The sequence below is a fragment of the Brevibacterium sp. FME17 genome, from assembly GCF_014897515.1.
Lineage (GTDB): Bacteria > Actinomycetota > Actinomycetes > Actinomycetales > Brevibacteriaceae > Brevibacterium.
The window spans coordinates 1-13153 of the sequence record NZ_JABUYD010000024.1; the positions used below are offsets into that span (position 1 = coordinate 1).

Annotated in this window: 10 protein-coding genes and 1 pseudogene; 1 reads left to right on the forward strand and 10 read right to left on the reverse strand. The window is 61.1% G+C overall.

The window, feature by feature from the left end; all coding sequences use genetic code 11:
• Window positions 1-83: 83 nt before the first annotated feature.
• Entirely contained in the window at window positions 84-560 is a 477-nt protein-coding gene (locus INT40_RS17050; protein WP_193096557.1) for a PH domain-containing protein, read from the forward strand.
• Window positions 561-669: 109 nt separating this feature from the next.
• On the opposite strand, the gene INT40_RS17055 is transcribed toward INT40_RS17050, so the two are convergent.
• From INT40_RS17055 to epsC, 10 genes and pseudogenes are all read right to left on the reverse strand, one after another.
• On the reverse strand, window positions 670-2367 hold the full coding sequence (locus INT40_RS17055; RefSeq protein WP_193096558.1) for an ABC transporter family substrate-binding protein: 1698 nt from the start codon (window positions 2365-2367) through the stop codon (window positions 670-672).
• Between the two features lie 60 nt (window positions 2368-2427).
• Window positions 2428-4576: pseudogene (locus INT40_RS17060) on the reverse strand (dipeptide ABC transporter ATP-binding protein).
• Window positions 4527-5444: an ABC transporter permease gene (locus INT40_RS17065; protein ID WP_193096559.1), complete on the reverse strand. Its 918-nt coding sequence runs from the start codon at window positions 5442-5444 to the stop codon at window positions 4527-4529. The pseudogene INT40_RS17060 and the gene INT40_RS17065 overlap by 50 nt, the downstream one beginning before the upstream one ends.
• Window position 5445: 1 nt before the next feature.
• The gene (locus tag INT40_RS17070) at window positions 5446-6429 is read right to left on the reverse strand and encodes an ABC transporter permease (protein WP_193096560.1); all 984 of its coding nucleotides are present in this window, start codon (window positions 6427-6429) and stop codon (window positions 5446-5448) included.
• 460 nt (window positions 6430-6889) lie between these two features.
• On the reverse strand, window positions 6890-8602 hold the full coding sequence (gene ilvD / locus INT40_RS17075; RefSeq protein ID WP_101574241.1) for a dihydroxy-acid dehydratase: 1713 nt from the start codon (window positions 8600-8602) through the stop codon (window positions 6890-6892).
• Window positions 8603-8759: 157 nt separating this feature from the next.
• On the reverse strand, window positions 8760-9707 hold the full coding sequence (locus INT40_RS17080) for a 2-hydroxyacid dehydrogenase (RefSeq protein ID WP_101574240.1): 948 nt from the start codon (window positions 9705-9707) through the stop codon (window positions 8760-8762).
• Window positions 9708-9794: 87 nt separating this feature from the next.
• Complete coding sequence (locus INT40_RS17085; protein ID WP_101574239.1) at window positions 9795-10259, reverse strand: MarR family winged helix-turn-helix transcriptional regulator; 465 nt, start codon at window positions 10257-10259, stop codon at window positions 9795-9797.
• Between the two features lie 2 nt (window positions 10260-10261).
• Window positions 10262-10972 (reverse strand): NAD(P)H-dependent oxidoreductase, encoded by a 711-nt coding sequence (locus INT40_RS17090; protein ID WP_193096561.1) that lies wholly within the window; start codon window positions 10970-10972, stop codon window positions 10262-10264.
• On the reverse strand, window positions 10972-12150 hold the full coding sequence (locus INT40_RS17095; protein ID WP_193096562.1) for an LLM class flavin-dependent oxidoreductase: 1179 nt from the start codon (window positions 12148-12150) through the stop codon (window positions 10972-10974). Before INT40_RS17095 ends, INT40_RS17090 begins: the two co-directional genes overlap by 1 nt.
• Window positions 12151-12436: 286 nt before the next feature.
• Window positions 12437-13117: a serine O-acetyltransferase EpsC gene (epsC, locus tag INT40_RS17100; RefSeq protein ID WP_101574236.1), complete on the reverse strand. Its 681-nt coding sequence runs from the start codon at window positions 13115-13117 to the stop codon at window positions 12437-12439.
• Window positions 13118-13153 lie beyond the last annotated feature (36 nt).

Genomic DNA, 13153 nt, shown 5'->3' on the forward strand with positions numbered 1-13153 from the left:
CCTGGCGGCGTAAGAGAAATCATCAACGAACTGTCTCAAAAACTTGACGAGCGCACCTTGCCCTGCTTCTGGTTGATGCGATCGTGCGCGGCTCCTGGGACACCGTGGGAACGTTCCTTCCACCCCTAGCTCTGGTGGGGTGGCTCGTCTTCATGCTCCTGTGGCGGCCAGCAGTCATCGTCGAATCCGAGCATGTCGTGATTCGTGAAATCCTGCGCACCACCACTGTGCCCTTTGCCGACATCACTGACATCCGGCTGAGCACGGTCGTCTCCATCATGGCCATCGCACCGAATGGGACCACCCGCACATACCGCCCGTGGAATGCGCCCGGGATGCCCCGCCGCAAGATCGACTCGGGGCTCACCGGCGGCACACGCCCTGAGTCCGTCGACAACCACCCTGCCTTCGAACTGCTCCGCCGCTGGGAGAACAATCACCAGGGTTCGAATCTCGCGAAACCTACCAACACCCCCGGCACCACCACAACGGTGTGGAACCTCGGCGTCCTGGGAGTCTGCCTCGTCCTCATCCTGCTTGTCGTCTTCGGCAGCCTGTAGACGTGTGGGTCAATGGAGCCGGCCCCGTGGGAGAACGTGAGTCCACGGGGCCGGCGATTGAGGGTGATCGTTTTGATCACGTGGATTGATCAGATGGTGAGCCTCACAATCACTTCTTGAAGCCGATGCTCGTCCAATCGGGAGTCTCGAGCTGACGCGGCCCGAGATTCATAATGTCGTCCTTGACGCCCCAAACGTATGGGGTCGGATAGAACGGGATCAGAGGCTTGAGTTTGAGCACTTCGGCATCACCCTCGTTCGCCAGCTTCTTCGCCTCGTCCGGGTCGAGGGTCTTCGTTGCGGCCTTGAACTTCTCACCGATCGCATCGCTGGAGATCTTCGAATGGTTCTGCTCGGAATCGGCCGGGTAGAACAGGTTCGACCCCGACGAGATCGGGAAAGCTGTGCCTTCCCAGGTGAACGTGGCCATGTCGAAGTTGCCGTTGAGCACGTGATCGGCGAAATACGCAGCCACCGGGACGGTCTCTATCTTGATCTTGAAGCCGACCTCGTTGAGATCCTTCATGATCTGCTCCGCGCGCTGGGCGTTGGAGGCGGTGTCTGCGGGGACGACGATATTGAACTTGAGCTTCTCACCGTCCTTCTCACGCACCCCGTCATCGCCGGCCTTCCAGCCTGCATCGTCGAGGATCTTCTTCGCGGTATCCTGATCGAAGTCGAGACTGCCGTCAGTATTGTCCTGATAACCGTCCTGGCCCGGCATGAAGGTGACATTGTTGACCAGTGTCACCGGTGCTTCGACGGGGCCGATGGCTGCCTGGGCGATGGCCTCGCGATTGATGGCGTGACCGATCGCGTCCCGGACTTCCTGCTCCTTGAGGGCGCCCTTCTCTGCGTTCATGGTCACGTGCGTCCACTGCATGCCTTGAGTCTTGAAGATCTCGCCGTCTTTGCGCTTGCCAGCCGTCTCATATGCGTCGCCGTCGGTGCCGATGTCAACGAGGTCGATCTCCTTGTTCGCATAGGCCTGGGCCTGCTGCGCCTGCGAGACGATCTTGAAGACGACCTTATCCAGTTTGGGTTCCTGACCCCACCACTTGTCGTTCCTGACCATGGTGATGACGCCAGACTTGTTATCGACCTTCTTGGCTTTGAACGGCCCGTTCGAGGGCAGCACCTTCTTGACGTAGTCCTTGTTGAATGTCTTGGGATCTTCCGCGATCTCGTTCGGGATGAAGGCACCGATGTAGTTAGGCCAGTCGATGTTCGGGGTCTTGAACGTGACATTGACGTCATACTTGTCCTTACCGGACTTGATGCTCTTGATGTCCTCGAAGCCCTTGGTCGAAGCGACCTCGAACTTCTTGTTCTCACCGCTTTGCGTCTTCCAGAACGCCTCATAGTCCTCGACGTCGATCGGGGTGCCGTCTTCCCAGACTGCGTCTTTGTTGAGCTTGACGTTGATGACGAGAGGATCTTCGCTGGCGATCTCCACGCTCTCTGCATAGTCTTTGTCGACTTCCCAGCTACCATCTTCCTTGATCTTGACCGGTCCGCCCAGCGAGGTGCTGTAGAGATTGTTATTGTCCACGTGTGCACCGTCAGCATGGTAATAATTGAGGCTGGCCGGGATCTCGGTCATCGGATAGGTGAGGGTTCCACCATCGTCAATCTCGTCATAGTCTGCCTTCTGGTAATCGACAGACGGCAATCCCGCGATCTCCTCGTTCGCTTTGTCGCTGTCGACTCCTGCTGAGTCCTTGTTGTCCTGTTGGCAGCCGGAGAGGGCGAGCCCCAATGCCGCGGTCGCGGCGACAACCATTGTCGCCTTGTTCCTCATCTTCATGAGTTCCTCTTTCCTGTTCTCTGTGTGGGAATCGATGGGTGAGTGCTGGGTCGGGCTCGCTCAGTCCGAGCGTTCGAGTTCGCCGATACGTTCGGAGAAATGGCAGGCTACCAGGGTCGCCTCCGCCCGCCGAGGCTGGGGATCCTCGTGCGTGCATCTGTGCTGCTCGCTCTCGGGCAGCAGCGAGAAGAGCGGGCACCGAGTGCGGAAACTGCACCCGGAGATCTCGTCGGTCGGGCTCGGGAGGTCACCGGAGAGCAGCACTCGCTCACGCGATCGTTCGATCTTCGGATCGGGCACCGGAATCGCCGACATCAGCGCCCTGGTGTAGGGGTGCTGGGGGTTGTCGTAGAGATCTTCAGAGGAGCCGAATTCGACGATACGGCCCAAGTACATCACCGCAACGTGATCGGCGATCTGTCTCACGACCGCCAGGTCATGGGCGACAAACAGGTAGGACAGCCCGAGTGAGTCGCGCAGGTCCTCCAACAGGTTGATGACACCAGCCTGTACGGACACGTCAAGGGCGGAGACCGGTTCGTCGAGCACCAACAGCTTCGGGGTTGGTCACGAGTGCCCGGGCGATGCCGATGCGCTGACGCTGGCCTCCGGAGAATTCGTGCGGATACCGATCTGCCATGTTCGCGTCGAGGCCCACCAGTTCGAGCATCTCTGCGACGGTGTCATGACGCTGCTTGGCCGGGACCTTGTGAACGGTCAGTGGTTCCGCGATCACCTCGCCGATCGGCAACCGCGGATCGATCGCGGCCATCGGATCCTGGAACACGACCTGGACATCCTTGCGCATCGCCAAACGCTCTCGTTTTGACAGCTCAGAAACGTCAACGCCGTTGATGACGATCTGTCCCTTCTGAGGCGCCACCATCTCCAGGACCTCACCGATGGTCGTGGACTTGCCGCAGCCGGACTCTCCGACGAGACCGAGTGTCTGTCCTTCTCTGATCTCCAGATCGATGCCGTCGACGGCTCGCACGGTTCCGATCTGCCGTTTGAAGACTGCTCCCTTGAGCAGCGGGAAGTGCTTCTGCAGCCCGGTGACTTCGAGGACCCGTTCGGCTTCGCTGTTCTTCACCCGCTTCTCGACCGGCTCGGGTCGGGGGAAGATCGTGCCGGCGGTCAGGCTTCCCGAGGCGATCTCATCGGCCCGGTGGCAGGCGGCGGAAACATCGGGTGTGCCGTGTGAGACGAGTTCGGGTTCGACCTCATGGCAGATGTCGAGGGCGATCGGGCACCGCGGAGCGAAGGGACAGCCCGGGATCATGTTCGACAGCGAAGGCGGCTTCCCTTCGAGGGAAACGAGTCGCTGGGTTCCGGCCGTCGCCAGGTTCGGCACCGAACGCAGCAGCCCGGTCGTATAGGGCATCTGTGGTCGAGCGAAGACCTGTTCGACCGGCCCTGTCTCGACGAGGCGACCGGCGTACATGACGGCGATGCGGTCCGCATTGCCGGCCACCACGCCGAGGTCGTGCGTGATGAGCACAATAGCTGCTCCAGTGATCTCACGCGCCTTCTGCAGGACGTCGAGGATCTGGGCTTGGATCGTGACGTCGCGAGCGGTGGTCGGCTCATCGGCGATGATGAGGTCAGGATCGTTGGCGATCGCGATCGCGATCATGGCTCGTTGGCGCATTCCTCCGGAGAACTCGTGGGGGTATGCCCTGACCCTTCGTTCGGGTCCTGGAATGCCGACCACGCGCAGCAGCTCGATCGCCCTGCTGTGCGCTGCCTCCTTCGACAGGCTCGGATCGTGGAGGAGTAGACCCTCTGAGATCTGTTCGCCGATCGAATAGACCGGAGTCAGTGCCGACAGCGGGTCCTGGAACACCATGGCGATCTCGGAACCGCGCAGCTTCGACATCGCATGGTCGTCCATGTCCAACAGTGATCGTCCGCGGTATCTGATGGAGCCATCGACTTGGGCCGTGGAGGGAAGCAGACCCATCACAGCCATCGACGACACGGACTTGCCGGAGCCTGATTCTCCGACGATGCCCAGGAATTCACCGGGCATGACTTCGTAGTTGACGCCGCGAACCGCCTGCACATCCCCCTTCGGATTGGGGAAGGTCACGGTCAGATCTCGGACTTCGAGGATCGGGGCCTGTGCAGGTGGTGTGGATCGGTTGGAGCTGAGAGTCTCAGTCACGATTGGCTCCTGAGGTGGGGTCGATGGCGTCACGGAGTGCATCAGCCATCAAGCTGATGGCGAAGAGCATGAGAACGAGGACGCCGGCGGGAAAGACGAAGAGCCACAGTCGGGTCACAGCCGCCCCGGACCCCTCGGCCAAGAGTGTGCCGATGGAGACATCGGGCTTCTGGATTCCGAGGTTGAAGTAGCTCAGCGAGGTTTCAGTCAGGATCGCCGAAACCACACCCAAAGTGGCATCGACGATGAGGATCGATGCGACGTTGGGAATGATGTGCCGACTCAGGATCCGTGGAGTGGAGACCCCCATGTATCGTGCCGCCTTGACGAAGCCACGGTCCTTGATGGCCTTCGTCTGGTTCCTCACGACCTGGGCCATGATCATCCATCCGAACAGTGCAAGGAAGACGACGATCGCCATCCACGACAGTTGACGCAGCATCGGTGCTAGGAGAACGAGGATGAAGAATGAAGGCAGGACGAGAAGCAGGTTGATGAACCACACGATGATGACCTCGACGCGACCACCGAAGTAGCCTGCTGTCGAACCGATGATCGCTGCCAGAAGACTCGCTGCAGGCCCGGCGATGATGCCGATGAGCAGAGATTTTTGCAGGCCTGCAACAGTCTGGGCATAGATGTCCTGGCCGATGGTGTTCGTGCCGAACCAGTGCTGTGCGCTCGGCGCTTTGTTGAGTGCGTAGATGTCCTGGTCGGTGGGCGTGTAAATGTTGATCGAATTGCCGAAGAGCGCGAAGAGAACGAAGAAGGCGAGCATGATGCCGCCGACCCAGAAGCGCGGAGTCGAGCGCAGTCGGCGCCAGACCAGGGCCAGACGGGAGGTGGGTTTCGAACGACGAGGCACAACCTCGGTGTCGGGAGTCGTGGAGATCGGAAGATCGGTAGCCATGTCAGATCCTCACTCTCGGGTCGAGGGCAGCGTAGAGAACCTCCGAAAGAGTCGAAGAGATCAGAGTCAGCACTGCGATGAAAAGAACGGACCCGGCAGCAGCATTGATATCGGACTGCAGGATCGAGTTGATGGTGAACTCACCCATGCCGTGCCAGGAGAACACCACCTCGAGCATCGCCGAACCCGCGACAAGTGTGCCGAAGGCGTAAGCGAAGTAAGTAGACATCGGGATGAGAGCCACGCGAACACCGTGCTTGACCAAGGCGGTCTTGCGGGTGCGTCCCTTCGAGCGTGCGGTGCGGATGAAGTCGGAGGCCAACACATCGAGCATGACCGACCGCTGATAGCGCGAGTATGTGGCAGCGCCCATCATCACCAATGCCAAAGTCGGCAACAGCATATGAGAGAGCTGATCGGTGAACCACGGGAAGACGCCAGGCGGTATGTCCGCCGTGTATACGCCCGAGAAGCGAATAAGACTTGTGCCGATGAGACCGTTGAAAGCAGTGGCGATGATCATTAGTACCACACCGATGACAAATGTCGGTGTGGCGATGATCAGATAGGACGCATAAGTCACGGCCTGGTCGGAGGCCTTGTATTGCCTAACGGCACCCCACACGCCGAGGACGACACCCAGGATGGCGCCGAGGATGGAACCGATGAGCAGAAGCTTGAGGCTGACACCTGCCCGAGTCATGATCTCCTGGAAGACAGGATTGTTGTGGACCGTCGTCGAGAAGTCTCCGTGGAGGAAGATATTCGTCAGCCATGACCACGTGCGTTCGATGATCGGAACATCCGGGTTGGTCCCGTGTCCGTCGAGGATGGACTTGATCGAGGCTTCCGACAGCGGCGGATTCTGGCCCCGATACCGGGCGGCCGGATCCATGAAGGCACTCGAGGTGATGTAGGCGGTGACAGTAGCGATGAAGGCCAAGATGAAATAGTTGACGAAACGTCGAAGAACGTATTTGCCCATGCCCAGACCTAAGCAGCTGCAGCGTGAGAGCTTCCGTGATCGGTCTCTGGCTGATGCATCGGCCCGGGGATGAGGGAATAGATCTCTTTGCGAATCTCGAGGGGTTGACGAGTCATCTGCAATCAAAGTTCCTTTGCGTCAAGTGTTGTCAGTTCAGTGATTTTGCACAGTTCCTCCATGAACCATCACAAACAACTGAACGTAAGATGAACTGCATCCATGTGTGATCCTCCGCACAAAGAACCTTGCTCAATTTCTTTTTCTCCTACCGCCCGTGCCGCAGATTCTCGGGCGACACGCCGTGGTTACATTTAGGTAACAACAGTTGGTATTTCGCTTCCTCAGGCACAGAAACGCCGAGGCGGTGCGGACATTCGTCCGTACCGCCTCGGCGATGACTCGCTCCCCCACGCAGAGGCGGGTCAGCTCTTCGATGATCAGATCATCGGGTGTTCTCTGCTCAGAAGCAGACCGCTCCGGTGGAGGCCGACTGCACGAGCTTCGCGTACTTGCCGAGCACACCGGTCAGGCGGTGGTTGTCGGGGATCGTCCAAGTCTTGCGACGCTCAGCGAGGACCTCCTCGGAGACATCGAGCTCGATCGAACGGGCCGCGATGTCGACGGTGATCTTATCCCCGTCCTCGACGAGTGCGATGGGGCCGCCATCGACAGCCTCGGGGGCAATGTGGCCGATACACAGGCCGGTGGAGCCGCCCGAAAAGCGACCGTCGGTGAGCAGCAGGACATCCTTGCCGATGCCCGCGCCCTTGATCGCGCCGGTGATGGCGAGCATCTCGCGCATGCCGGGGCCGCCCTTGGGTCCCTCATAGCGGATGACGACGACATCGCCCTTCTTCAGTTCACCGTTGAGCACGGCGTCCATGGCCGGCTTCTCCTGGTTGAACACGCGCGCAGTGCCTTCGAAGACATCGGCATCGAAGCCGGCGGACTTCACGACCGCGCCTTCGGGCGCCATCGAGCCCTTGAGCACGGTGAGGCCACCGGTGGCGTGGATCGGGTTGTCCATCGCGCGCAGGATCTTGCCGTCGGGATCCGGCGGGTTGATGTGTTCGAGGTTCTCGGCCACGGTCTTGCCTGTCACGGTCATGCAGTCACCGTTGATCAGGCCGTTGTCGAGCAGAGCCTTCATGATCACGGGCACGCCGCCGATCTTGAAGACATCGTTCATCACGTACTGACCGAAGGGCTTGACGTTGCCCAGGTGCGGAACCTTGTCACCGATGCGGTTGAAGTCATCGAGGGCGAGTTCGACTCCGGCTTCGTGGGCGATGGCCAGCAGGTGGAGAACCGCGTTGGTCGATCCACCGAAGGCCATGACCACAGCGATCGCGTTGTGCAGCGATTCCTTCGTGATGATGTCCTTCGTCGTGATCCCCTGACGCAGCAGGTTGACGACGGCGTCACCGGATTTGCGCGCGAACATCGTGCGGTCGCGGTGGATGGCCGGTGGGGCGGCCGAACCGGGCAGTGACATGCCCATCGCCTCGGCGGCCGAGGCCATGGTGTTCGCGGTGTACATGCCGCCACAGGCACCTTCACCTGGGCAGACAGCGCGTTCAATGGCGTCGACGTCACCCTGGGTGATGGTTCCGGCGCGGCAGGCACCGACGGCTTCGAATGCGTCGATGAGGGTGACTTCCTTCTCGGACCCGTCCGACATCTTCGCGGTGCCCGGCATGATCGAGCCGTTGTAGAGGAAGACGCTGGAGAGGCCGAGGCGGGCCGATGCCATGAGCATGCCCGGGATCGACTTGTCACAGCCGGCCATGAGGACGGATCCGTCGAGTCGTTCGGCGCTCATCACGGTCTCTACGGAGTCGGTGATGACCTCACGTGAGACCAGCGAGTAGTGCATGCCCTCGTGGCCCATGGAGATGCCGTCGGAGACGGAGATGGTGCCGAATTCCAGGGGGAATCCGCCTGATTCGTGCACGCCTTCCTTGGCGGCCGCGCCGAGGCGCTGCAGTGACATGTTGCACGGGGTGATCTCGTTCCACGAGGTCGCAATGGCAATCTGTGGCTTGACCCAGTCGTCGTCGCCCATGCCGACGGCTCGGAGCATGCCGCGTGCGGCAGTGGCTTCGAGGCCGTCGGTGACGTCGCGAGAACGTGGTTTGATGTCTGGGTTGGTGGAATTCGTATCAATGCTCATGCAGGCACTCTACGCCGGAGTCCACCATGTATAGGCCAATTTCTCGCATGTTGGAACTAGTTTTGAACCGGTCAGCGAGAACTGATGAGGCAGTGCAACGAGAACCGCTCAGCGGTTCGAGAAGAACCGCTGAGCGATAGATCGAGAACTGCTGCGATCACTCCGTCGAGACGAGGTTGAGCGGCGCTTCGCCATCGTTGAGGCGGCGGACCTGCTCGGCCAGAATCTGCACCACCCGTGGTTCGAACGCTGAGGTGTCGCCTCCCTCATGAGGTGTGATGAGGGTATTCGGTGTCCCCCACAGCGGATGGTTCTCCGGCAGCGGCTCGGGATCCATGACGTCGAGAGCGGCATGGAGACGGCCCGTGCTCAGTTCGGCGACGAGTGCCTCGGTGTCGACGACCTTGCCCCGAGCGACGTTGACAATGAGAGCGTTGTCGGGCAGCTGGGCCAAGAAGTCCTTGTCGACGAGCTTGTTCGTGGACTCGGTCAGCGGTGTGATGAGCACGACCACCTCGGTGTGAGGAAGCAGCTTCGGCAGATCATCGACGCCGTGGATGTGGCCACGATCGTCCTCACGTGCCTTCGTCGCGACCCGCGTGAGGTCGACTTCGAAGGGTGCGAACCGATCGGCGATAGCCGACCCGATCTCACCGGCGCCGATGATCATGACGCGACGGTCCTGCAGGGAGCGGTTGCGTTTGTGGTTCCAGATGCGTGCACTCTGGGCACGCACGGCATCGTCGATGCCGCGCAAGCTGGCCAGGGTCAGCGTCAGCGCAAGTTCTGCGGTTCCGCCGGTGTGCACGCCCGAGGCGGTGGCCACCTCGATGCCACGCTCAGGCAGGTGCGCAACCGGATCGTAGCCGGTGGTCTGGGTGATGACCAAACCCAGGTTCGGCAGATCGTCGAGCAACTCGATAGTCGGTCCCGAATTGAGGTACGGGAGCACGACGACATCGACATCGTCTCGGCTCAGCTTCGCCGACTTCTCGGCATCCGAGTAAACGACGAGGTCGACGTTGGCGCGTTGATGCGCCGGAATCCGGGCGATGACGCGGTTGCGGAGTTCAGAATCTGGGAAGGCAATGGTCTTGATCGACATAGCCACATTGTCCCACGAACTGTCCCACTCGGGCAGGGCTGTCCGCCAGACCTATTCCGACAGTCTCACTCGGACAGGGCGACAGTCTCACTCCGGCAGGGCGCGGCCGATTCGTGCGAACACAGCCCCGATGACTTCGAGTTCCTCATCGCTGACGTGGGAGAGGAAGACATCGTCGATGTTCTCCCGGTGCTGGCGTCCCGCATTGAGGAAAACCTGAGCACCGACCTCGGTGAGGCCGACGTTGTGTGCCCGTTTGTCGTCCGCACATTCTGTCTTCGTCACCAGGCCGGCGTCTACAAGCACCTTGATCCGGTAGTTCAGCCGTGATGGCGAGAACACGAGCTTCTTGGCCAGCACGCTCATCGTCAGCAGATGGGTCGGCTCCTCCCACAGGAGCAGCAATGTGTTGTAGTCGCTGACGGTCAGACCCGCCCTGTCCTTGAGGTTGCCCTCCAAGTTCTGCCGGATGCGCTGTGAGGTCTCGAAGTAGGCACGCCACGACTCCTGCGCGAGTGCGTCACTGTCCCGGCCGAGCTTGATGTCGACCATCGTCAGCCCTCAAGCAACTGGGCGAACGGCGTGATGAGCTCGGGATCGAACTCATCATTGATACTCGGATTCCGCCGCGAGCCGCGGCTTCCGAACTCACCGGTCGTCGCCGACGCTGCACCGGCGTCGTCGGGCTTGTCTGCGTTGTCGGCAGCCGAATCAGCAGCGACATTGTGCAGGCTCGCGGCCAAACCGATCAGTTCGTCGCTGGCCTGGGCGATCCGAGCGTTGAGGTTGCGGCCGCCCTCGATGCTGCCCCAGTCATCGGTCGCGGCGAAGATGGTCGTCGGCACGACGATGCCCTTGAGGTAGGACAGCATCGGGCGCAGCACGGTCTCCCCCGCCATCGAGTGCCGCGGTGTGCCACCGGTGGAGCCGATGAGCACGGGCTTGTTCGCCAGGGCCTTTTCGTCGATGAGCTGCCAGAACAAGGTGTGCAGTCCCACCGGCGCGACCTTATACACGGGTGCGACGGTGACGATCACATCCGCCTCGGCAACCTTGGCGAATGCCTCTTCGAGGTTCTCCGAGCGGAATCCGGTCAGTGCCATATCGGTGAGGTCCGAGCTCAGATTGCGCACGTTGATGTGCTCGGTCTCCGCGCTCAATCCCGCATCGTCTGCCGCAGAAGTGGCCGCTGCGATGATCTTGTTCGACAGTTTCAGTGTGGTTGAGTCCTCGCTCAACGAGGTCGTGATGCTGAGAATCCGCATCAGCGATCAGCTCCTTCCGTGGCAGTCTGCTCCGCTGCCCTGGCCTGACGATCGGCATAGGCACGCGATCCGGGGCCACCGCCGGGGATAGGGTCCCGACCCTCGCGGTGGCGGATGACGAGGGATTCGTGTGTCGGTGCATCGGGGACATCGGCCGGACGGTCCTTCGCAAATTCCTTCCGCAAGACCGGCACGACTTCCTCGCCGAGGAGGTCGAGCTGTTCCAGCACCGTCTTCTGCGGCAGTCCCGCATGGTCGATGAGGAAGAGCTGACGCTGGTAGTCCCCGGCCCAGTCGCGGAAGCTCAGTGTGCGTTCGATGACCTGCTGCGGCGATCCCACGGTCAGCGGGGTCTGCGTAGAGAAGTCTTCGAGGCTGGGTCCATGCCCGTAGACCGGTGCGTTGTCGAAGTAGGGACGGAACTCGTTGACGGCGTCCTGCGAGTTCTTGCGCATGAACACCTGACCGCCGAGTCCGACGATCGCCTGGTGCGCCGCGCCGTGTCCGTAGTATTCGTAGCGCTGGCGGTAGAGCTGGACCATGCGGGCGGTGTGCGACACGGGCCAGAAGATATTGTTGTGGAAGTATCCGTCGCCGTAGTAGGCAGCCTGTTCAGCGATCTCGGGGCTGCGAATCGAGCCATGCCACACGAAGGGTGGAACGTCATCAAGTGGTGTCGGTGTCACGGTGAACCCGCCCAGAGGCGTGCGGAACTTGCCTTCCCAATCGATGTTCTTCTCACGCCAGAGGCGGTAGAGCAGGTTGTAGTTCTCGACCGCCAGTGGAATGCCCGAACGGATGTCCTTGCCGAACCAGGGGTAGACTGGACCCGTGTTGCCGCGTCCCATGACCAGGCTGATGCGGCCATCGGAAAGGTGCTGAGCATAGGCGTAATCCTCTGCGATGCGCACCGGATCGGTGGTGGTGATCAGTGTGGTGGCTGTTGACATACGCAGCTTCTCCGTCTGCGCTGCGATATGTGAGAGCAGGACCGGCGGGTTCGCGGGTGCGACGAACGGCGGGTTGTGGTGCTGACCGGTGGCGAAGACGTCGAGGCCGACCTCTTCTGCCTTCTTCGCGATCTCGACCGTGTTCTTGATCCGCTGGTGCTCCGACACCGTAGTCCCATTGGTGGGATCGGTGGTGACGTCTCCGATGGTGAAGATTCCCAATTCCATGTCTGCTCCCTCTGCTCGCCGCTCGCGAACCCTCGTCGAACTGAATTGCTTCAGTTTTGAAGTAACTAGTTGAAAGTTTAACAGACAGTATGCGTAAAGTATTCCCGAGCCCTGTCACACAAGATTCGGGGAAGCCGAGACACAGCAATCGCCGACCCTTCAGAGTCGAAAACCGCCAGGCCCTCCCAGTCGAAATCCTCCAGGGATGTCGGCTGGGTGGACCCGGCGATGACTGTTGCTGCGGGTGGCAGTGGTGACGGGTGGCCTCGGTGAGTGGGCCTCCGGCTCAGATCCAGATGGCGGGGTCGATCAGTTCGAAGTCGGCGTACTTGGAACTGGTGTCACCGGATTCCGTGGCGACCGCCTCGGCGCCGGTGGACTTCTTATACGGCCTGACCTTCGCGGGGATTCCGACCGCACTCGAGTCGGCGGCGACGTCTTTGACGACGACAGCATTCGCGCCGACCGAGGAATTGTCGCCCACGACGACAGGGCCCAGGATCTTCGCCCCGGCCCCGACGAGGACGTGATTGCCGATGGTCGGATGGCGCTTCGCCTGCTCCATCGATGTCCCACCCAGTGTGACCTGGTGGTAGAGCATCACGTCGTCCCCGATCTCCGAGGTCTCTCCGATGACGACCCCGTTGGCGTGGTCGATGAAGAAGCGTCGCCCGATCTGCGCGCCGGGGTGGATCTCCACTCCCGTCAGGGTCCTCACGGCCTGAGACATCAGCCTGGCGGGCACCTTCGTGGTGTCGTTCTGCCACAGTCGGTGCAGACCGCGGTGCGCCCAGATCGCATGCATGCCCGGATAGGAGACCAGCGAGACGAAATCGCTGGTGGCCGCAGGGTCACGCCTGCGCACGGTATCGAGGTCTTCGCGCAGAGTTGCGCGCACCCCCGGGCGGCTCAGCCCATAGGCGACCGCGCCGATCGCTGCAGCAGCTGCAGTCCACAGTGCCTTCATCTCAACAGTCCTTCGTGCTCGTGATCGTCAATCCTC